The organism is Thermosynechococcus sp. NK55a, from assembly GCF_000505665.1.
Taxonomy (GTDB): domain Bacteria; phylum Cyanobacteriota; class Cyanobacteriia; order Thermosynechococcales; family Thermosynechococcaceae; genus Thermosynechococcus.
On the sequence record NC_023033.1, the window covers coordinates 1,181,254 to 1,202,502 of the forward strand.

Below are 21,249 nucleotides of genomic sequence, written 5' to 3' on the forward strand. Positions count from 1 at the left end.
CCTGTGGTTTTATAGCTCCACGCCAAGGGGCGAGAAATCGGGTCAGCACCTAGCCACTGCGGAGGATCACTCGCTGATTTTGGCGGGCGACAAGGGAGAGGGTGAGCGGGCCAGCGGTATAAACCGAGGTGGGAGTGACTGCACTAATATCAACCGTCCCTTGGTGATCCTTGAGGTCAAGGACAAATTTCACCAGTTCAATTTGGCGAAACGAGCCAACAGTGCCAGTGACCGGATCTGGGAGCACACCGGAGGCGATCGCCCGTTGATTACTTACCGTAAATAACTGATCCAAACGTTGCAAAATCTGCTCATCGGTCATCTGGCTGGGATCCAAAGAGATGGTGGCCAGATTCTCACCCTCGCGGAAGACCTGCTGATTGCGCGCCACTTGGGGCACCACAAGAATATTGCTTTCCCCCTGTAGATAATTGGCCGCTGCTAGAATGCGCACCACATAGGGCTGACCATCACTAATTTGGCTGCGCAGGCGGCGCACATCTTCGGTGGTGATTTGAATCACCTGATCCGTTGGCTTGAGGTCCTGGGGACTATTGAGAACGATGGCATTCCGTCGCGCTTCCCGCAGGAGTTCCTCAATGACTTGGGTGGCTTGAGCCGGATCTTTGACATTTTGAATCACTGCAGAGGCCAAAACTTGCCCCGTGCGAATGGCGATCGTCCCCCGCCGTAGTCCCAAAAGCAGGATGCTCACGTTTTCTTCAAGGCGTTGGCGACTGGCCTCAAGGGCAGCAATTTCCTGCTGAAGACTACGCTGTTGATTCCGTAACACCTGCTGCTGCTGATTGGCCACGGCCAGTTGATCCTGAATGCGCTCAATCTCTGCTTGGAGGCGATCCTTTTGGGCTTCAACTTCGGCAAGGCGTTGTTGAGCTGTGCGAATGGCGGTTTCTAGGGCTACTTTTTGCCCAGCCACATCCTCGAGGCGACTTTGGATGGCTTGTCGCTCCCGTTGCAGGCGCTGGATTTCCTGCCGCAGGCGTGCCCCTTGGGCTTCAAAGTTCTCGAGGTTTTTTTGGGCTTGGGTGTAGCGGTCTTGGAGTTGCTTGAGTTCTGCTTCTGTAAGGGTTTGACGATTGACGGCCTGCTCTAGCACTTGGTTCGTTTGATTGAGGCGTTGGCGAATATTGGCCAGTTCAATTTGCGATTGTGCCAGTTCCGCTTCAATTTTGTCCTTTTGGGCACGGGTTTCCGCTAGTTCCTGTTCGGCAGCCGCTTGTTGACGGCGAATCGTATCAATGCGCAGGACACCATCGCGCAATTCACGACTGAGGGCAAAGAGGATGGCCAAAGTGGAGGCAGAAATTAAGCTCCCCGTGAGAATGGTGATCAAAACAGCGGTCTGTCGGGGCCGCAAATTAAACCAACTCAATCGAGCCTTGCCCACTTTTGAGCCCAGGCGATCGCCCACTGTGGCGATCGCGCCCCCAAGAATAATCACCGCCAAGACGAGAACATACCCAGCCATATTTCGGGTACTGCTGCCACTCCCCAACTATACTTTTTACAGTATGTGCCGATGCTGACCCCTATAACGGTTTGGGCAAACCACTTTGACTGCAATCAAGCGATGCCAAAAATTGCTACTTGGAATGTCAACTCAATTCGCACCCGCCTTGACCAGGTGTGCCAGTGGTTGGATAGTACTGGGGCGGACTATCTCTGTCTTCAGGAAACCAAAGTCACAGATGCTGAGTTCCCGCGGCAGCCCTTTTTGGATCGTGGATATCAAGTTTATTGTAGTGGCCAAAAGGCCTACAATGGGGTGGCCATTCTCAGTCGTCAGCCCCTTGTGGGGGTAGAGGCAGGCTTTGCCCCCCAATTACCCAGCCACAGTGAGTTGGATACACAAAAACGAATCATTCGCGCCCAATTGGCCCCTGAGGTGATCTTAGTGAATGTTTATATTCCCAACGGCGGCGAGTACGACAGTGAGAAATACCACTACAAGCTGCACTGGCTGAAAACTCTGTATATCTATCTCGAGCAACTCACCGCCCAAGGGGAGGTGATTCTCTGTGGCGATTTTAATATTGCCCCTGAAGATAAGGACCTCTTTGATGCTAGCGATCGCGCCACCAAAGTGGGGGCCACCGATGCTGAACGCAACCTTCTGGCAGCCATTCGCGATCTTGGCTTCTATGATGCCTTTCGCCACTTTACTGAAGCGCCAGGGCACTACTCTTGGTGGGATTATCGGGCAGGTGCCTTTCGCCGCAATCATGGCTGGCGCATTGATCACCTCTACATTACCCCCGGTGTCAAAGCCCGTGCCTGCAACTGTCACATCGATATTGCCCCTCGGCGCTTACCCAAGCCCAGTGACCATGCACCCGTGATCCTAGAGATTGAATAGGGGCTGTACGGTGGGCAGCCACCCCGTCAAATCCTGTACCCCTTGGCCATAGGTGAGATCAAAGGTCAGTGGCGTAATACTAATCAAATTTTGGGCAATGGCTTCCACATCCGTGGGCGCTTGATTGGGGTCTTGGGGATATTCTTCGACCACCTCACCTGCAAGCCAATAGTAGGTTTTGCCGCGAGGGTCAATGCGCTTTTGGAAAAGGTCATGGTAGCGCCGAATCCCCTGCCGGGTAATAACAACCCCAGCAATTTCACTGGCGGGCAAAGCAGGCACGTTGACATTGAGGAGCATTTTGGGAGGAAGGGGGTCGGTTTCCAGTGCTTTGAGGAGACGATTGGCAAACTCAGCGGCCGGCTGAAAGTCATGAACCGTGAAACTGGCGAGGCTGATGGCAATACTGGGAATGCCCTCAATCACCCCCTCCATAGCAGCAGACACTGTGCCGGAGTAGAGAATATCTGTGCCGAGGTTGGAGCCTTGGTTAATCCCAGAAACGACAAAATCGGGAGGTTCCTCTAGGAGAGCACCCAGGGCTAACTTCACACAGTCGGAGGGGGTACCAGAGCAGGCCCAGGCCTTAATCCTGGGGTGAAAGAGATCCCTCACGACTTCTGCGCGAATCGGATCAAACACCGTGAGGCTATGCCCTGTAGCAGAGCGTTCGCGATCCGGACACACGACCACCACTTCATGGCCAGCGATCGCCAGTGTATCTGCCAACGCCCGAATACCGGGGGCAAAGACCCCATCATCATTGGCAACAAGTAACCGCATTTCTCGCCCCCTGAATCCTGAAGTATTGGCCAAACATTACAGTTGATTGCAAATTGCAGCACACTCCCTGAGAAATGTTAACCTCTAAAAGGGTTAAGTGGCGCACTCCGTGGCCCACCCTGCCAAACAGTTTGGACGCACCATTCCTGACAAGACCGCTTTTAGGGATTGACAGGATCGATGGGGCGCTTACTGAACCATCAGTTGAAGGAGAACACTGTGTCTGTGCATCAAAGTCATCCATTCCTCCGTGAAGACCTCAGTGAATACGTTGCCCATTTGCAACTGCACATGGCACTTCAAGCACGCAATTTGGTGCCCGCCCTGAAACACGCCGGCGACAGCCGTGAGCAACTTCTCCATCAAACCCAAGCTAACTTCGAGAAGCACGTCTCCCGTCAAAGCTATATTGGCTAAAGCACTTTTCCTCTGTGTTCAAAAATCAACAGCTACGCTCCCTAAGCAGCAGTGATCTTGCTGCTTTTTGCGTTTGTTGGGGTTTGGGGGAGTCGCTTCTGCCACCACTTTGAGGCACACTTGCAACAGAGTACACTAGGGGCGATATTGCTATTTGTAACACTCTTGCCAGCGTTCTCAGGAGGTTTTATGGCCCGGACAGAGTCCACAATGCTTGCCCTTGGTACCGTTGCTCCCGATTTTCAACTGCCCGATGTGGTGAGCGGGCAAACCATTTCCCTCAGCACCTTTGCCGATAAGAAAGCCCTACTGGTGATGTTTATTTGTCGCCACTGTCCCTATGTAAAGCATGTCCAAGAGGAACTGGCGAAGCTGGGGCGCGACTACAAAGAGACAGGCCTAGGAATTGTGGCTATTAGTGCCAATGACGCTGCCAACTATCCCGATGATGCTCCAGAGTCCCTGAGGGCGATGGCCACGGAGCTAGGGTTTACATTTCCCCTTTGCTACGACGAGAGCCAAGAAACGGCCAAGGCCTACACCGCAGCCTGTACACCGGATTTCTTCCTCTTTGATAGCGATCGCAAGCTTGTGTATCGCGGACAACTTGATGACAGCCGTCCCCAGAATGGCCTACCGGTGACTGGAAAAGACTTGCGGGCAGCCATTGATGCCGTGTTAGCCGGTCAAACCCCCAGCGAGGATCAAAAACCAAGTCTCGGCTGTAATATCAAGTGGAAACCGGGGAATGAACCGGCCTATTACAGCTAATCCTGGAAAGGGAAAGAGAGGGGCACTTTTATTGCCGCTTTGCAGTCGTTGGCCTATGTTATATCAATGCCAATGGGTTTGGCCGTGTTGACGCGATTGTTTTTAGGTGTGAGCAGTGAATAACCAACTTTTTTTGCCAGTGCAAATGCAGTCAATGGGGGCTGCCCTGAAAACCGTAAAAGTGGCAATAGCAACGGTGGCGATCGCCCTCGGTCCTTTGAGTCCCAGCCGTGGCCAAGCAGCCCCCACCCCTCCTGTCAACACACCCGCTGAGACGCCAGCATCGCCAACATTACCATCGGCAGAGCCTGTGCCTGAAAGCCCCCCAGCGGCACCCCCCATCCCCCCCTCTGTGAGTCAGCCCCCCGCTGATGAACCCCAAGTGCTGATTGCTGAAGTGGTGGTTGAAGGAGCCACTCCTGAACTGGAGCAATTGGTCTATCAAGTCATTAGCACTCGACCGGGCAGTACCACCACCCGCACGCAACTCCAACAGGATACCAACGCCATCTTTGCTACGGGCTTTTTTGCTGATGTCAATGCCGTCCCCAGCGATACCCCCCTCGGTGTGCGGATTACGTTTATCGTGCGCCCTTATCCGGTACTGCGAGCTGTTCAAGTAGCGGGCAACCAAGTCCTCCCCCAGGAGAAAGTTCAGGAAATCTTTGCGCCGCAAATTGGCCGCACCCTCAATCTCCGGGAGCTACAGGCTGGAATTGAAAAAATTAACACCTTCTATAGGGATAAGGGCTATATTTTGGGTCAAGTCGTTGGCACCCCCCAAATCGATCCCGATGGTGTGGTGACGTTGCAGGTAGCTGAGGGGGTGGTTGAACAGGTCACCTATCGCTTTCTAAATAAAGAAGGGGAGCCCACGAAACAACGTACCCGCGACTTTGTAATTAGCCGGGAAATGGACACCCAACCCGGGGTAGTCCTTAACCAAAAGACAGTGCAGGCAGACTTGCGACGCCTCTTTGAACTGGGACTTTTTGAGGATGTGCAAGTTGCCCTTGAACCCGGCCAGGATCCCCGCAAGGTGAACTTGATTCTCAATATCAAAGAGCGCAATACGGGCAGTGTCTCTGCGGGGGCGGGCTATAGCTCGGCCGCAGGTCTATTTGGAACCGTAGCATTCCAGCAAAACAACCTCTTTGGCCGCAACTGGAAATTTAGTGCGGAAGCCCAAGGGGGGACTGAAGGGGAATTTCTCTTTGACGTTAGCTTCACCGATCCGTGGATTAAAGGGGATCCCTACCGCACCTCCTACACAGTCAGTGCCTTCAACCGCCTGACGGTTCCCTATACCTTCAGTAATGGCCCAATTGATGTTCGTTTGGCCAATGGGGATTCTCCGCGGATTAACCGCTTGGGTACTGCGGTCTTTTTTACCCGTCCCTTTACCAAGAATCGCGATCAGGTGCGTACCGCTTGGACCGGTTCCCTTGGCTTGCAATATCAACGCGTCACATCCCTAGACGGCGGTTTTACTCGCTTTAATACCGATGCCTTAGGCAACTGTTTAACCTTTCCAGACAACGGCGTCTGTCGTGGCTTCAATGATCTGTTTACGGTACAAGCGGCGATTCTGCGGGACTTGCGCAATGATCCCCTGCGTCCCACCAGTGGCCAAGTGATCCGCCTAGGTGTGGATCAGTCGCTTCCCATTGGTGCGGGTAGCATCTTGATGAGTCGGGTGCGGGGTAGCTATAGCTTCTATATCCCAGTGAAGTTTCTGCGCATTGAGGGGCCGCAAACCTTTGCCTTCAATATTCAAGCGGGGAACATTTTTGGCGATTTGCCCCCCTATGAATCCTTTACCTTAGGGGGTGCTAACTCGGTGCGCGGTTGGGAAGAGGGGGCGATCGGTTCTGGACGTGCCTTTGTGCAGGGGACCGTGGAGTATCGCTTTCCCATTTTCAATATTGTGGGTGGGGCGCTGTTTGTTGATGGCGCCAGTTTGCTCGGTACCCAAAGCAGCGTACCCGGCCAGCCGGGGATTGTGCGCGGCAAGCCGGGAGAGGGTTTAGGTTATGGAGCAGGGCTGCGGGTAAATACGCCTTTGGGGAATATCCGCATTGACTTTGGCTGGAATAATGAAGGGCGTAGTGTCTTCAGCTTTGGTATTGGTGAACGCTTCTAGGAGAAAGATCGATGAGCGCAGCCTCTGGACCGACAGCATTGGCGGCAACAACTCAACAGACCCTTGCTGGCACTGCCCAATGGTCAGGGGTGGGCTTGCATTCAGGCCAGTGGGTTGCGCTCACCCTTCAGCCGGCATCCGCCAATACCGGACGCCAGTTTGTACGCCTTGATTTGGAGGGGCAGCCCGTCATTCCTGCTCAGATTGAGGCTGTGAAGTCCACTCAGTTGGCAACGGAGTTGGTGGCCAAGGGCGCTAGTGTGCGTACAGTTGAACATCTATTGGCGGCGCTGGCGATCGCCGGCATTGATAATGTCACGATTCAGATCACAGGTCCTGAGGTGCCCGTGCTCGATGGCTCGGCACAACCTTGGCTAGAAGGCATTCAGAGGGTAGGTGTTGTCCCTCAGGAGGCCCCTCGGCCAGCAGTCATCTTAAAGGAACCTGTCACCATTTACGAAGGAGACGCCTTTGTCAGTGCTATTCCTGCTCCTGAGCTGCGCCTCACCTATGGCATTGACTTTTCCTATGGGGCGATTGGTCGGCAGTGGTGTAGTTTTACGCCCTCAGAACTAGCAGCGGAGGTCGCTCCCGCTCGCACCTTTGGTTTTGCTGAACAAGTGGACTATCTGCGCAGCCAAGGTCTGATTCAAGGGGGCAGTTTAGAGAATGCCCTTGTGTGCAGTGCCAGTGGTTGGATCAACCCGCCGTTACGCTTTGCCGATGAACCTGTTCGCCACAAGTTACTCGATCTCTGGGGAGATTTAGCCCTCCTTGGGACACCCCCGATCGCCCATTATGTGGCCTATCGCGCCAGTCATCATCTGCATACCCAATTGGCCCGGGCGATCGCCCACCAGAGGGTTTAGGGGCAGCCATTCTCCCCTATGATTTGGTTATATCTTTAATTTGCAGCCGACACCGATCCCTATGCCAACGTTGACTGATTCCCCACCAACCACTGTGCTGACGGTCACTGAGCTACAGCAGTTGCTCCCCCACCGCTACCCCTTTTTGCTGGTGGATCGGATCATTGACTACGTGCCAGAAAAGTATGCTGTGGGGCTGAAAAACGTCACAATCAACGAACCCTTTTTTCAAGGGCACTTTCCGGGTCGCCCCATCATGCCGGGGGTGCTCATTGTGGAAGCCCTTGCCCAAGTGGGCGGGGTTGTGCTGATGCAGATGAACTGGGCAAAGGATAAACTTTCTGTGTTTGCGGGCATTGATAAGGTGCGCTTTCGCCGTCCAGTCGTCCCCGGAGATCAGTTGATTCTGCGGGCGGAGCTTCTTGTTGTCAAACAACAGCGCATCGGCAAAATGCAAGGACGGGCTGAGGTGAACGGTCAATTGGTCTGTGAGGGCGAGATGATGTTCTCGCTGGTGGACTAGTCACAATCAATGATGCAAACACTGATCCATCCTACTGCTGTCATTCATCCCAGTGCTGAACTGCATCCCACAGTTCGAGTCGGTCCTTATGCTGTGATTGGTGAACAGGTGCGCGTCGGCGCCCATACGGAAATTGGTGCCCATGTGATTATTGAAGGGCCAACGGAGGTGGGGGTAGGCAATCGTATCTTTCCGGGAGCGATCATCGGCACTGCCTCTCAGGATCAAAAATATACGGGTGCCAATAGTGCCCTGCGCATTGGTGATTACAACACGATTCGCGAGTTCGTGACCATTAACCGCGCCAATGGTGAAGGGGATGCCACAATTATTGGTAACCACAATCTGCTCCTGGCCTATGTTCATGTAGCCCATGATTGCGTGATTGAGGATCAGGTGGTGATTACGAATGCCGCCTCGATCGCTGGCCATGTTTGCATTGAATCAAAGGCGCGCATTGGGGGTATGGTGGGTATTCACCAGTTTGTCCATATTGGTCGCTTGGCGATGGTGGGAGCCATGGCACGGGTGGATCGGGATGTGCCTCCCTATATGCTGGTGGAAGGTCATCCGGCACGGGTTCGTGCTCTCAATCAGGTGGGACTGCGGCGGGCAGGTGTTACAGAGGCAGAAATGCGCGACCTCAAGGAAGCCTTTCGCATTCTTTATCGCCGGGAGTTGCCCCTTGCCCAGGCGATCGCCCAATTGGCAACCCTACCCCCTTCTGAGCATTTAGAGCATCTGCAGCGCTTTTTAACCTATGCCCGCGAAGAGGGACGGCGGGGCTTAACCCCCGGTGGTCGGGCAACGACGGATTAAGTCTCTAGTTGCCACTTGCTCAATGCCATGCCTGCTGTGGTGCTTGTCCATCCCCAAATTCCCCCCAATACCGGTAATATTGCCCGCACCTGTGCTGCCACCCAGACACCGCTGCACCTGATTGAACCCTTAGGGTTTGAACTCAGCGATCGCTACCTCAAGCGCGCCGGTCTAGACTATTGGCCCTACGTCACCTTGTATTGCCACCCCGACTGGGCAACATTTCTGAAAACAGCCCACCGCCACGGCCGCTTAATTGCCTTTGAACCTGCCGCCCAGCAGATTTACTGGGACTTCACCTTCACTGAGAGCGATTGGCTGGTCTTCGGCAGTGAACCCGATGGTATTCCTGCTGATGTTTTAGCCAGCTGCGATGCCTTCCTCAAAATTCCCATGTGGCAGCCTGCTGTCCGCAGTCTGAACCTCTCGGCATCGGTGGCGATCGCCCTCATGGAAGTTTACCGCCAACTCTATTCCTCAACTGCTTGATGACTACCATATCAAAGCGCGCATCTCGTTCCTGATCCTCGCCCTTCCCTTTCGGGTGTAGTTTACGGTTGTACTGAGGCGACGACTAGACTTCTACGATTGAATAGGGAAGGGATATTACCGCCATAAATATAACGTCCACGGGTCAGGCAATGACGGCTCTGACCTAGGTTGCAGGGGAGGATTTTATTGATGAAATCCTGTGGCCTGTAGAGACAATTCTCAACGGGCCAAAAACGGGGCAAAGGAGCACGGGCTTGCCGTTGATTAGATGGCTGAGTTGGCTGAGTTGTGAAAGTGGAGAGAGCGAATATGAATACCTTATCTTCCAGTTCAGTTGCCACCAAACCCCCACCCACTAACGAACGACGCCGCATTTTTCGTATCGTTCGTATAGGTCTTGGCATCACCCTGATTGGCCTAGCTGTGTATCTCCTCTGGTGGCGACACCGGAATGTGGTCAGCCGCGTCGGCTACCTCAATGGCACAGTGATTACGCTCTATGCCAGAATTCCTGGTACATTAACCCTGCAACCGCTGCGCCCCGGCGAGCTCCTGAAAGCAGGAACGAAAATTGGCTTTATCCGCAACGATCGCAATCCTCAACTGGAAACCGATCGCCAGAATTTGGAAACTCGACTCGGTGTTGCCCTTGCCCAGCAGCGCAGTTTGCAAGAGAAACGGAACAGCCGCATGGCCTTGATTGCCCAACTGGAGCGCTATCAGCAAAGTCAACACATCCTTGAAACCCGCTTTGCCCAAGAAGCGGTGCAGCGCACCCTAGGGGAACTCCGCCAAGCCCAAGAAGCTCTGGCCATTGCCCGCATTGAAGCCGATCGCTATACCAGTTTAGTGGAAGCAGGGGCTGTGGCTCGCCAACTCGCCGATGAAGCCGTTTCCCGTGCCAAGCAAGCGGCGAAATTTGTTGAGAGTAAACAGGCCGAGCTGCGCCGCCAACAAACAGCTCTCCAAGCGGCTCGCCAAGGACTGCAACTGGATGCTGCGCGTACCTTTAGCTTTCCCCAAATCCGCCTCATTGATTTGCAAATTGAAGTTGTTGATATTGATGCTGAACTGTTGGCAGTAGCCACAACCATTGCCGAGCTACGCCGTGAAATTGCCAATATTAAACAGCAACTCTCCCTGCAACGCCTGGCGACTGTGAAAGTACCGACGACCGCAGTTGTCTGGTCAGTGATCCACAAAACAGGGGAGTTGGGTATTCCCCTAGCAGCGGGTGATCCGATCGTTAAAGTTCTAGATTGCACTGATGTCTGGGCAACGGCATTGGTGGCCGAGCGAGAAAATCCTCGTCTGCGGGTGGGTCAAGAGGCTACTGTGCGCTTGCTGGATGGGAGCGATCGCCGACTTAGCGGCATTGTGCGGGCGATTCGTGGTGGCCCTGGTAAGGTCGAAGTGGGGGAAAACGTGGCCGTGCCCCCTCCCGATCTGGTGCGCAACGAACTGGCGGTTGACGTTCAACTCCACAACCTACCGGAGGACTTCAGCGCCGAACGTTTCTGCGGTGTCGGTCAAAGTGTTGAAGTGGTGTTTAGAAGCTAAACCATGCCCCTCAAGTTGTTGCAAACCGATGGCTGGCTTTTGCTCCTAGGCATTCTAGCCCTCTTAGGAGTATTGCTTTGGCAACTGGACTGGCGGGATTTACTACCGAATCTTGTCAGTTTTTGGCATGGGGGACAGGCCATCATGCGACCCCAAGGAACTACGCTTGAAGCCCTGCTGTTGCCCGCCTTTGTTTGGCTTGCCATCACATTTTTACTCAAGGAACTCTCCCCCCAACCCACTTTTTGGTCACGGCTGATTGTCAGTTTGGGGCTAGCCCTGTTGGCGGTGCGCTATATTCTCTGGCGCTTTTTCAATAGCCTGAACTTGGATGATCCCCTCAATGGCACAGTCTCAATTCTTCTATTTGCGGCTGAGTTGCTGACCCTGATCAACACGATTTGCTTCTTTGTGCTGTCTATCTTTTCCAAAAACCGCACCCCCGAAGCCGATCGCCTGAGTCAAGCAGTGATTCGCGGTGAGTATCTGCCCTGGGTGGATGTCATTTTACCCACCTACAACGAAGGCGTAGAGATTTTGCGCCGCTCCGTGATTGCCTGCCAAGCCATGGACTACCCCCACAAGCGCATTTACCTGCTGGATGATACCCGTCGCCCAGCGGTGCGCGCCCTTGCCGCAGAACTGGGCTGTGAATATCGCGATCGCCCCGACAACCGCCATGCCAAAGCAGGGAACATTAACCATGCTCTGCCCACGCTCACGGGGGAACTCATTGCTGTCTTTGATGCCGACTTCATGCCGACGCGGAACTTCCTCACCCGCACTGTGGGCTTTTTCCAAGATTCCAAGACCGCCATGGTGCAGACGCCGCAGCATTTTTTCAATGAGGATCCGGTCACTGTAAATCTTGGCCTAGAGGGAATTGTCAACAACGAGCAGACGCTATTCTTTCGCTTTATTCAACCCAGCCGTGACTTCTTCAACGCCGTGGTATGCTGTGGCACCTGTTTTGTGATTCGCCGCAGTGCCCTCGATGAGATTGGGGGCATTCCCACCGATAGCATCACCGAAGACTACCTGACTTCTCTGTACTTGCAGGGGCGTGGTTATCAGATCAAGTATCTGAATGAAGCGCTCTCAGCGGGAATGTCGCCGGAAACTATTAGTGCCTACATTAACCAGCGATTGCGGTGGGGTCAAGGTACACTGCAAATGCTTTTTCTCAAGCAGAACTTTTTTACCATTCCTAACCTCAATTTGATTCAGCGTTTTTACCATAGCCTTGGTGTATTGTATTGGCTGCTGTCCATTCCCCGGGTCATTTCTCTTTTGGCACCCTTGGCCTTTTTACTCTTTGGACTCGCCCCTTTGCGGGCCACAGTGAACGAGATTCTCTACTTTTATTGTCCCTACTACTTGGGGAATATCATGGCCTTTTCATGGCTCACGGAGGGTCGCCGCTCTGCCTTTTGGTCCGATGTCTATGAAACAATGATTGCCTTTCCCATGGCGATCACGGTGATTCGTACCTTCATCAGTCCCAAGGGCAAGCCTTTTAAGGTAACGCCCAAAGGTATCGTTGATCCCCACCGTATCCATATTAATTGGCCTTTGGTGCGACCTTTGCTGGTGATTGCGGTTTTAGTCATCCTTGGTCTCATCTGGCGCAGTTCTCCCTTGCAAGAAACACAGGTCAATCCAGATAGTTTGGCAATTAACATGTTCTGGTGCAGTTATAATCTGGCGTTAATTCTTATCTGTACCCTAGTGGCTATCGATGTGCCCCAGCGGCGCCATCCGCGTTTCCTGCGCTCTGAGCCCTGTGAATTGATTGTTGGGGGCGATCGCTACCGTGGGCAAACGGTTGATATTTCCGAAGAAGGGGTACGGATACGCCTCAACCGTTTTCCTCCAGAATCGTTCCCTCAGTCAGTGGGTGAATTGCACTTTCTTGCGCCTAGCCCCCTAATCAGCCTACGCTTACCGGTCCAAGTGCGTTGGTCAAGAACTGCGAACCTAGGCAGCAAGAGCCTAGTCCTAGAAATTGGTCTCCAATTTCTCTCCTTGTCTATTGCACAACAACGGCACCTGATTAACTATCTCTACTGTCAACCAGGTCAATGGGATGAGGTGCGTGTTCCTGAAATTAAAACCGCTTGGGCACTCCTTCAGAGTATTTTTCGCTTGCATCCCCTTGCCGAGAGCCGCTAACCATTAAGCTAACCATTAAGAAGGGTGAGGAGATTTTGAATTGCCATACTGGTTGACCGAATTGCGGCATGAATATTGGCATTTTTGGGCTCAACTTGCAGCAGATAGGCCAAGCTGGATTGGAGATACGTCAGCGCCATCTGAGTGTTGGGATCAATGTGCTGGTAGGCTTGGGGTGAGTAGGGCGGGCCATAACTGGGATGGGGATAGCCCACGGAGTGCTCATAGTTTGCCCCTGCGTATCCTTGGGAATAGTCGTAGTTGGAATGGGGATAGCCGACGGAGTGCTCATAGTTTGCCCCTGCATATCCTTGGGAATAGTCGTAGTTGGAATGGGGATAGCCGACGGATTGCTCGTAGTTTGCCCCTGCATATCCTTGGGAATAGTCGTAGTTGGAATGGGGATAGCCGACGGATTGCTCGTAGTTTGCCCCTGCATATCCTTGGCTAGCTTCAACTGGTTGTGCAGGCTCAGAGGACGCTGAAGCCGTTGCTGCCGCAGCAGGTACCTGTGGCGCTGCAGGCAAAATAACGGCCTCCTCTGTTTCCTCTGGTTCACTAGCAGGGGAGCCGATTGGGCTGGATGGGGTACCACTGGCCTTGGCAGCCATAATTTCCGTGGCCTCGAGGATTTGGGTGGGCTCACTGTCGATTTCTCCCATACGTTCTCCCCGTTTGTAGGCACTGATCTGACTGTGACTCTGTGCAGTATCTTTTTCCTCTTTTTTCAGCCACACAAGAAAGTCCGAGGCGCTGTAGGTGGCTTCTCCCCCCAAGGTACGAATGGCAACAAAGCCATTGGCAGCATTGGCGCTTTGAATAGGATACCAGGTGCCCCGATAAAGAATCATCGCATCCATGGCGAGGGAGTTGCCTCCTGTAAGAGCACCGCGTCGCTTACCCCGTGCCCAGCGGTCTTTCCACAGCACTCCCGCTTCGGTGTATTGGATGACATAGCCTTCGGGAACAGTGCGATGTTCGTAACGTAAAAATCCGGGGGTTTGAGCTATGCCAACTTGGAAGATTTCATAATCTACCATTACCTCTTGAATCAGAGGTCGATAGGGGGATGCATCCCGTACCTCAATGGCAAGGGTGGGGGCATCTGTTTTCACCCGTGCAACAATGCCATCTTTGTAGGAAATGAGCTGAACTTCATCAAATGTTGTTTCTACACGCAGGTGCCGATTCGAGAGCATTCGCGAATTTTTCTGAATCAAGTCTTTAATAAATTGGTCTATTAATTCGCGATCGCCCATAGTTTTTGCTTTGAATCACGGCAAGAAGCCTGCTAGCCACTGGGCCAAGGGACCCTATCCCTTTGTTTTATTATATTCCCTATGAGTCTCTTTCTATGAAGGGCATTGCTTAATGCAACTCTGGGACACTAGACCCATTCCTGCATAGTGGCCACAGGTTAGCTTAGGAACATTACCGATGTCAGTCTAGGACAAAAAACTTCCTGGCAACAACCGTAAATCTACGGATTGAAGGTCTGGAAATACTCCCGCAGCCGCTGCAGAGCCTGACCGCGATGACTAACTTGTTGCTTTTCGACGGGACTCATCTCGGCAAAGGTACGCTGCTGACTGGGTACCCAAAAGACAGGATCGTAGCCAAACCCCCCCTGACCCCGGGGAGCGGTTAAAATCTCGCCTGCACACCGTCCCTCGGTTGTAACGGCAATCGTGCCATCGGGACGGGCGAGGGCAATGACACAAATAAATTCAGCGGCGCGATCGCTCACGTCGGCCATTTCCCGCAATAGCCGCTCAATGCGCTCAGCATCCGTCGCACCATAGCGAGCCGAATAGATTCCCGGTGCCCCCTGAAGAGCATGAACTGCTAGCCCCGAATCGTCGGCGATCGCCCACTGTCCCATTTGCTTGGCGGCAGTAGCGGCCTTCAAACAGGCGTTGCCCACAAAGGAATCCGCAGTTTCAGCAATCTCAATGGTGACTGGCAGGGCTAGCAACTCCCCAATCCACGGCTGTAACCAGCCTTGAAACTCCTTGACTTTGCCAGCATTGTGGCTCGCTAAGACCGCTTGGGCAAGAATGGGCATTTCCTATGGACGACGCTGCAACTGAATATGATCTTGCCGCAAACTGACATCAAAGTGCTGGAGAAAATCCTGCCCCAAAAGCCCAATCCTCATTTCAGGCCCAGCCACGGCAACGGGCAATTGCTTACGATGGACGCCACCGACACTTATGGATTGGACATAGACAACTGGCAGCACCACTTGACCATTGGCAGTATAAAACACGCGATTATCCACCACTTGAGCTGGGGTAATGCCCAAAGCCCGTGCCATCGATCGCGTAATCACTGTCATGCTGGCTCCTGAGTCCACCAGCATCTCAAACTGCAGTCGTTGGTTAAACGTAACTTGAATAACGGGAATCCCCTCTTGCCGCCGCAGAATCGGTATAATACCCCTGGGCTGAGTGATCACCGTTGCCATTGACGGAGCAGGGGTTGGGGGCAGTTGTTGCAATCGCAGCAATTCTTGACGATAGCTACCAAGGGCTTGGGCCTGTTGGGGATGGGCACGAATGACCTGATCGAGAATTTGCACCGCTGTCGCCCAGTCTTGGTTGGCGATCGCCCGATAAAAACTTTCTGGCAGTACAACCGCAGGCCCTCCCCTGGCTGGGGTAATCAGGAACACCATGCCCGCCAGCGTCGCTAGTACCCAATATCCATGTTCTTGGGCCATGATTTTCCTCGTACCCTAGGATCAATAAGTTCAATAGTAGCGAGATAACCGCTGACTATTCCAAAGTGCCAATGAGCACGCAACCTTCGCCGCCACTGAGTCCTGAAGATTATTGATAATGGGAAACCCAAAATGGGGCTAAGCACGACTACAGCAACGGCCAAGTGTATGCAATGGCAAGAGCTACTGATGCCCACCTCACCCCGGCCTTGAATTTGGCCACCCTTCTACACCCCCCTGTGCGGCAACGGGGTTCTCGTCTTTACATTTCAGATATGAAAGTGCGCCTAGAAGAGCGCAACTGCTTTTACTATCCAGATATCCAGATTCAGATCTACTTGTGACCTGTGATCCACGGGATCGGCAAACACTGCTCTATAAATCCTTCCCTTGCTTGGTGATTGAGCTGCTCTCTCCCTCAACAGAGGCCTTTGATCGCGGCGATAAGTTCATTGACTATCAAAGCCTTGAGAGCCTTGAGGAATATGTACTGGTTCATAGCCGCCAACAGCAATGGGAAAGCTTTCGTCCCAGTGCCTCGGGGTTGTGGGTTTGGCAGGCCTACTCCCCTCCAGAAGATGCGGTTGAACTCAAGAGCATTGGCTGGCAAGGCCACCTATCTGCGATTGATGAAGAGGTTACCCTAGAGCCCTAATCTCAATCAAAAGTTTGTGTGAATCGCCTCCATCGGACAGGCGGCAACACATTGCTCACAGACAATGCAACGGGAGCGGGTAAATTGGAGTTGAAACGTTTCTGGATGGAGCGTCAGCGCCTGAGTGGGGCATACCCCTGTACAGAGCCCACAGTGGACACAGGCCTGCTCATCAATCACAATTTCACGACTGGCAAGGGACACCTCAATATTCTGCTGCCGCAACCATTCGAGGGCGGCCTCCATTTGGTCAATGTCTCCAGCCAATTCTAGAACCAGTTTGCCCACTTGGTTAGGTGCCACTTGGGCACGGATGATATTGGCGGCGATATTAAAGTCCTTGGCTAAGCGATAGGTGACGGGCATTTGAATCGTCCGCCGGGGAAATGTCAATGTCACTCGCTTTTTCACTGCTTGAAGATTTGGATCGTAGCACAGCTCTTTTGATCAGTATGGCACACTCCCGACACTGCGAAAGTTATAGCTATTCCAATAAAGAATGAGAAATTGGGCGGCACAATAATTGCAACTCACCTCATCTTTGCCACCTTACTTGACATAGGAGACAACCTGATCTCCTAAATTCAGTCTATAGCTCCTGTTCTTTAAGGATATTGAGGACGCTTCAAGGGTAATCTATCTCTCTTTGCAATATCTCACTCTCTTTCGAAATAGCCATAATGCACAGCCTTTTTCATAGGAATTGAAAAATGAAAAAAATATTAAATTTTATTTACTAGTCTATAAACGCAAAAGTGATATCCACAGTAAAATTATTACCCTGCTAGATAGGAACTAGATAGATTATTATTTGTCAGAATTTAATAAATTATTAAAATAGGAGATTGCAGATAAAAATGAATCTCAAATAAAATTAGAGGACTCATCTGTTGCCAATGAAATGGCTCTTTTATAAATGCTTGCTAGCTTAATAGCCATTTGTTTTAACTTATACTTTTCTTCGATCCTTTCAGTGCCGTTGAGTTGTCAGCGCACTGGCAGTGAAAATATGACTCCTACTGTCTAGTGCTTAGTTAAAGCATATTGATTTTGGGGATTGTGTAAACGGAATCAAAGGAAGACTAGGATTGGGAATGGCTGTTGATAATCTCGCCGAAGCGTTCAATCCGCAAGGGAGTGTTATGAAAGTCGGCTTGGATTAAACGGCGAATCAGTTGCACACTGGCAAAGTTTTGATCAATATGGGGAATCCCTTTGGCATCTAGGCGTACAGGAATGACTTTTCCTTGAATAAAGCGACCAGAACTGTCGAGTTCAATATCGAGAATCAGCGACTTGCCAAGGGGGCCGTGACTGCTTAGAGTCTGATAGCCGACAAAGTTCCCCAAGGAATAGGCAATGAGGCGGCCTTTGTATAATTCAAGGGCACGGGGAACATGGGGGCCGTGACCCAAAATTAAATCGGCACCATTGTCAATCATGGTGCGGGCAAACTGAACTACATTGCCCCGGTCTTCCCCATAGAAGTACTCAGTGCGATCGCGGGTATAAATTTGATCGCTACCTTCGGCGCCGCCGTGGAAACTGACAACCACAATATCAGCGTTTTTCTTAGCCTCCCGCACAAGGGCGGCACTGGCCTTGAGGTCTTGGATGCGATTTTGGCCGTAGTAGGTGCCAAAGCCAATAAATGCGGTTTTCAGGCCATTGGCTTCGAGGTAGGTAATTTGATTGAGATCACCAATGGCGGTCATGCCAGCGGCGTTGATGTGGCGAATCGTATCGCGAAATCCCTGTTCGTTGAAGTCGTAGCTGTGGTTGTTGGCGATGTTGAGGACGTCAAAACCAGCTTGGCGTAACACCTGTGCATAACTGGCCGGTGAGCGAAAGACAAAACTGCGACCCCCCTGGGTGTTTTTGTAGGGATGGGGATGATCGGTAAGGGTACTTTCATAATTGCCAAAGAGGAAATCTGCCCCCTGAAGATAGGGTTTTACTTGGGCAAAGAGCTTTTGGGGATCCGCAGGCAAGCGGTTACTGGGAAAATTGGTGCCAAGGACAATATCGCCAACCGCCTTAATCCGCAAGCGGCGATCGCTAGGGGCGAGTGGGGGGGACACAAGGGGAACATCGGGTTCAGGGGGTGTAATGGCTGGACTGGGTTCTGCACTGGGCGGGGCATCGACACTGAGTTGATTTTGCAACGTCAGGGCAATGGCACTGGTGCTGGCGATCGCCAGCACACTGAGGGCAAAGGCACTCACCGCCTGATGAGACCATGGCGTGGTAGGTATAGCTGCATTTGAGCTGGAACTTGCTTGAGGAGGCGGTGCCGCTGGTAAGGTCTCCCGTAAGTCAACGGTCTGTGTCCATTCTGGCCATTCTTCGCCAAGTAGCCGAGCATGGAGACGCACCCGCAGAACGCCTTGGGGCGCCAATTGCCTGAGACCTCGGCAAACAAACTGAACACAGACTTGTGGGGGGAGCGATCGCGCTGCTTCAAACATAATTTGTAAACAGTCGCCCCGCCGCCGCACGAGGGCGCGCACCCCCTTGGCTTGGAGTGCGCGGTTCATCAAATGGGCAATCGCCTCTGCTTCACCCTGACGTGCCTGCTGCCAAATCAAATCAAGGGAAGCGGTCATGATCAAGGAACCTTCCAGCGATCGCGAGCAAACCTGTGGCTATTCTATGGAAAGTCACTCGTCTTGAAAGTTAGGCTCAGGCCAATTTGACAAACGTCACGCAGAGCCCTCTTGGGCATGCAAGGCTCGCAACAGATCATGGCGGCTAATGATGCCCACTAACTCCCCCTGATCGTTCAAAACCGGTAGGCGACTAATGTGGTGATTGACCATGAGGCGAGCTGCTTCGGAAATGGGTGCATCCACGTTAATTGTGTGGGGGTTGGGGGTCATGACGTCCTGCACCTGTTGGCCGAGGGTTTTCTTAAGGTGTTGGTGAAAAGACTCTGGAGACTCAAAGTAGATGATGCTCCCTAGGAACGTAATGTATAACGGCGGCTCTAGGGGTGCTTCGCGCACGATCAAGTCCGCCTCACAGACCAGTCCCACCAATTTGCCCCTATCATCCACGACGGGGAGGCCGCGCACTTGTTTTTCTTCCATGAGACGAACTGCTTCTGAAATCGGGGCAGCGGCACGAATGGTAAAGGGGTTGGGGGTCATGTAATCACGGACAAGAGCGCTCATAGTTAATCTAGGGAATGAGAGGACAGTTCGAGGGGATGGTAGTCGCCACGCATGGCTAGATCGGGGCGGAGGCTTTGGGCATGGCGTAGGTAGGCGTGGTAAATCGGTTGATCTGGGTTGGGGGTGTTGAAGTAAATCAAGCAGCGGATACAGCGGGGTAGGTCTCCCTCTACGTGCATTTGCTGGACATCGAGGAGGGGAATGTTCCGCCAATGGGGGCATTCACGGGCGATCGCCGCCGGAAAAATCTGATCGAGGTCACGGGTGACAGAAAAGGTGACACTAATTACTTCCGATAAATCAAGGGCATTGCGCCGCTCAATCTCGCTGAGGAGTTCCAAAACCGCCTCACGGATTGCGGGAATTGAATTTTCAGTGGCGGTAGTTGCTCCACGAATTGCTCGGACGCGCCAGCCCACAGTATGCTCCTCCATCAAGACAAAGAGCCTGAGTTTGCAAGCTATGTCGTGCTTATGTCGACCTTTGAGGTAAAATTTCAAGAGGCAAGAGAGCCTTTGGAAGAGAGGGAGCTTATGTGGGTTGAAGCTGATGAAGAGGTTTTTAAAAGATGAGGATTTAAGAAGATGTTATGCCCAAAAAGCGGTAGAAAGGCTAAGGAGTTTAAAATTGAAAAAATTGTAGAGTAGTGGAAGGATGTTTTGAGTTTGAGTTTATAGAATGATTTTAGGAGGTTTGAAATGGAGAAGCCAAGAGGTTATAACGAGAGAATTTTTAGTGGATATTTAAGAAGTTATTTTCATACACGAAGATATATATGGCTTAAAAGCAATTTGCTTAATTTATTAGGAAAAGATAAGATTAGTAGTCTAGCTATTCTGGAAATTGGCTGTGGTGATCTAAGAACACTTGAATTTACAAAGATAAATCCAAAAATTTATGTAGGAATAGATAGCAACTGGGAAAATTTATTAGATCAAGCTAAGAGTAAATATAGAGGCTTAAATAACATTATTTTAATTGAAGCAAAAAATCCATCAAAGATTACTCAAGAGTTTAATTTGTTTAATAATGATTTCTTTTTTGATGTCTGCATATCTTTAGAAACCTTTGAACACTTACCAAAACCTATTCTTGAAGAATATGTTGAATTTATTTCTAAATATCTCAATGGTCTAATATTTATTACAGTTCCTATAGAGTTTGGTCCTATCTTTTTGATCAAACACTTCGTAAAACGATTTAAATATAAAGATGATTCAGAAACTTTCAAATATAAGTTATCCGAAATTTTCTTTGCGTCGATTGGTATAACTAAAAAAGTAAAAAGGATAGAAGGAGGGCATAAAGGTTTTGATTATAGAGTTTTACTTGAATATTTATCATCTAAATTTGAATTAATAAAGGTGGAAGGTATACCATTTAATTATTTACCAGCTTTTATGAACTTTCAAGTTGGTATGATATTTAAAACAAAGCATTAAGTAAGCTTAAAATGTGCCGGATAGCGGGATTTTGGGACTCTAATTATAGGGGTAATCTTGCCCATGGTGGACCCGACGATGGAGGTATTTTTTTAGAACCTTCTTATGGGCTTGCCCTTACTGACAGAAGGCTTTCCATCCTTGACCTTTCTTCCGCAGGACACCAGCCAATGGAATTTAAAAATCTTGTGATCACTTACAATGGAGAAGTTTATAGCTTTAGAGAAATAAGGCAAGAGCTTGAAAAAGAAGGCTATAAATTCTCCAGCTCAGATACCGAAGTAATACTTAAAGCTTTTCATAGATGGGGGTTTTGAGGCGGTGCATCGCT

At 51.5% G+C, this 21,249-nt stretch carries 23 protein-coding genes; 14 read left to right on the top strand and 9 right to left on the bottom strand.

The genetic code is table 11. From position 1 onward, the window contains the following. Positions 1 to 49: 49 nt before the first annotated feature. Complete coding sequence (locus NK55_RS05695) at positions 50 to 1,489, bottom strand: DUF3084 domain-containing protein (RefSeq protein WP_024124825.1); 1,440 nt, start codon at positions 1,487 to 1,489, stop codon at positions 50 to 52. Positions 1,490 to 1,591: 102 nt separating this feature from the next. Here NK55_RS05695 and xth point away from each other — a divergent pair, with 102 nt between their 5' ends. Beyond that, a complete protein-coding gene (gene xth / locus NK55_RS05700; RefSeq protein ID WP_041429095.1) occupies positions 1,592 to 2,377 on the top strand; it encodes an exodeoxyribonuclease III in 786 nt (261 codons plus the stop codon). Here xth and surE read toward each other — a convergent pair. Next, positions 2,363 to 3,160 (bottom strand): 5'/3'-nucleotidase SurE, encoded by a 798-nt coding sequence (gene surE, locus NK55_RS05705; protein WP_024124827.1) that lies wholly within the window; start codon positions 3,158 to 3,160, stop codon positions 2,363 to 2,365. The two genes, xth and surE, sit on opposite strands and share 15 nt — an antisense overlap. A 180-nt stretch (positions 3,161 to 3,340) precedes the next feature. Here surE and NK55_RS05710 point away from each other — a divergent pair, with 180 nt between their 5' ends. The 9 genes from NK55_RS05710 (at position 3,341) to NK55_RS05750 (ending at position 12,926) form a co-directional block, all read left to right on the top strand. After that, positions 3,341 to 3,577: a hypothetical protein gene (locus NK55_RS05710; protein WP_157869668.1), complete on the top strand. Its 237-nt coding sequence runs from the start codon at positions 3,341 to 3,343 to the stop codon at positions 3,575 to 3,577. Between the two features lie 189 nt (positions 3,578 to 3,766). Continuing rightward, on the top strand, positions 3,767 to 4,348 hold the full coding sequence (locus NK55_RS05715) for a thioredoxin family protein (RefSeq protein ID WP_041429096.1): 582 nt from the start codon (positions 3,767 to 3,769) through the stop codon (positions 4,346 to 4,348). A 115-nt stretch (positions 4,349 to 4,463) separates the two neighbouring features. After that, on the top strand, positions 4,464 to 6,491 hold the full coding sequence (locus tag NK55_RS05720) for a BamA/TamA family outer membrane protein (protein ID WP_041429097.1): 2,028 nt from the start codon (positions 4,464 to 4,466) through the stop codon (positions 6,489 to 6,491). Between the two features lie 11 nt (positions 6,492 to 6,502). Next, positions 6,503 to 7,360 (top strand): UDP-3-O-acyl-N-acetylglucosamine deacetylase, encoded by an 858-nt coding sequence (gene lpxC / locus NK55_RS05725; RefSeq protein ID WP_024124831.1) that lies wholly within the window; start codon positions 6,503 to 6,505, stop codon positions 7,358 to 7,360. A gap of 61 nt (positions 7,361 to 7,421) precedes the next feature. Beyond that, entirely contained in the window at positions 7,422 to 7,883 is a 462-nt protein-coding gene (gene fabZ, locus NK55_RS05730; RefSeq protein WP_011057628.1) for a 3-hydroxyacyl-ACP dehydratase FabZ, read from the top strand. A 12-nt stretch (positions 7,884 to 7,895) separates the two neighbouring features. Continuing rightward, positions 7,896 to 8,702 carry an acyl-ACP--UDP-N-acetylglucosamine O-acyltransferase gene (gene lpxA, locus NK55_RS05735; RefSeq protein WP_041429611.1) on the top strand — a complete coding sequence of 269 codons (807 nt, stop codon included), beginning with the start codon at positions 7,896 to 7,898 and terminating at the stop codon, positions 8,700 to 8,702. A gap of 27 nt (positions 8,703 to 8,729) precedes the next feature. Continuing rightward, positions 8,730 to 9,191: a tRNA (cytidine(34)-2'-O)-methyltransferase gene (locus tag NK55_RS05740; RefSeq protein ID WP_041429098.1), complete on the top strand. Its 462-nt coding sequence runs from the start codon at positions 8,730 to 8,732 to the stop codon at positions 9,189 to 9,191. Between the two features lie 312 nt (positions 9,192 to 9,503). After that, the gene (locus NK55_RS05745) at positions 9,504 to 10,754 is read left to right on the top strand and encodes an HlyD family secretion protein (RefSeq protein WP_024124834.1); all 1,251 of its coding nucleotides are present in this window, start codon (positions 9,504 to 9,506) and stop codon (positions 10,752 to 10,754) included. 3 nt (positions 10,755 to 10,757) lie between these two features. Continuing rightward, positions 10,758 to 12,926, top strand: a complete 2,169-nt coding sequence (locus tag NK55_RS05750; protein ID WP_024124835.1) for a glycosyltransferase family 2 protein — start codon at positions 10,758 to 10,760, stop codon at positions 12,924 to 12,926. 8 nt (positions 12,927 to 12,934) lie between these two features. Here the strand turns inward: NK55_RS05750 and NK55_RS05755 are convergent, their stop codons facing one another. The 3 genes from NK55_RS05755 to NK55_RS05765 form a co-directional block, all read right to left on the bottom strand. Next, positions 12,935 to 14,125, bottom strand: a complete 1,191-nt coding sequence (locus tag NK55_RS05755; RefSeq protein WP_225871788.1) for a hypothetical protein — start codon at positions 14,123 to 14,125, stop codon at positions 12,935 to 12,937. A 281-nt stretch (positions 14,126 to 14,406) separates the two neighbouring features. Continuing rightward, on the bottom strand, positions 14,407 to 14,991 hold the full coding sequence (rdgB, locus tag NK55_RS05760; protein ID WP_024124837.1) for an RdgB/HAM1 family non-canonical purine NTP pyrophosphatase: 585 nt from the start codon (positions 14,989 to 14,991) through the stop codon (positions 14,407 to 14,409). A gap of 3 nt (positions 14,992 to 14,994) precedes the next feature. Next, complete coding sequence (locus NK55_RS05765; protein ID WP_024124838.1) at positions 14,995 to 15,648, bottom strand: TIGR02281 family clan AA aspartic protease; 654 nt, start codon at positions 15,646 to 15,648, stop codon at positions 14,995 to 14,997. Between the two features lie 173 nt (positions 15,649 to 15,821). On the opposite strand from NK55_RS05765, the gene NK55_RS13980 reads away from it, so the two are divergent. Together NK55_RS13980 and NK55_RS13985 are read left to right on the top strand one after the other, a co-directional pair. Then, entirely contained in the window at positions 15,822 to 15,992 is a 171-nt protein-coding gene (locus NK55_RS13980) for a Uma2 family endonuclease (protein ID WP_255325327.1), read from the top strand. Then, the gene (locus tag NK55_RS13985; protein WP_255325328.1) at positions 15,989 to 16,303 is read left to right on the top strand and encodes a Uma2 family endonuclease; all 315 of its coding nucleotides are present in this window, start codon (positions 15,989 to 15,991) and stop codon (positions 16,301 to 16,303) included. Before NK55_RS13980 ends, NK55_RS13985 begins: the two co-directional genes overlap by 4 nt. Positions 16,304 to 16,309: 6 nt before the next feature. On the opposite strand, the gene NK55_RS05775 is transcribed toward NK55_RS13985, so the two are convergent. The 4 genes from NK55_RS05775 to aroH form a co-directional block, all read right to left on the bottom strand. Beyond that, positions 16,310 to 16,714, bottom strand: coding sequence for an NIL domain-containing protein (locus NK55_RS05775; RefSeq protein ID WP_011057637.1), 405 nt, complete (start codon positions 16,712 to 16,714; stop codon positions 16,310 to 16,312). Between the two features lie 671 nt (positions 16,715 to 17,385). After that, on the bottom strand, positions 17,386 to 18,909 hold the full coding sequence (locus NK55_RS05780) for a CapA family protein (protein WP_024124840.1): 1,524 nt from the start codon (positions 18,907 to 18,909) through the stop codon (positions 17,386 to 17,388). Between the two features lie 96 nt (positions 18,910 to 19,005). After that, positions 19,006 to 19,476, bottom strand: coding sequence for a CBS domain-containing protein (locus NK55_RS05785; RefSeq protein ID WP_024124841.1), 471 nt, complete (start codon positions 19,474 to 19,476; stop codon positions 19,006 to 19,008). Between the two features lie 2 nt (positions 19,477 to 19,478). Beyond that, positions 19,479 to 19,910, bottom strand: a complete 432-nt coding sequence (aroH, locus tag NK55_RS05790) for a chorismate mutase (protein WP_024124842.1) — start codon at positions 19,908 to 19,910, stop codon at positions 19,479 to 19,481. A gap of 264 nt (positions 19,911 to 20,174) precedes the next feature. Between aroH and NK55_RS05795 the strand changes: the two genes are divergently transcribed. Then, a complete protein-coding gene (locus NK55_RS05795; protein WP_024124843.1) occupies positions 20,175 to 20,918 on the top strand; it encodes a hypothetical protein in 744 nt (247 codons plus the stop codon). A gap of 11 nt (positions 20,919 to 20,929) precedes the next feature. Next, complete coding sequence (locus tag NK55_RS14205; protein ID WP_071823298.1) at positions 20,930 to 21,235, top strand: hypothetical protein; 306 nt, start codon at positions 20,930 to 20,932, stop codon at positions 21,233 to 21,235. Positions 21,236 to 21,249: the final 14 nt, after the last annotated feature.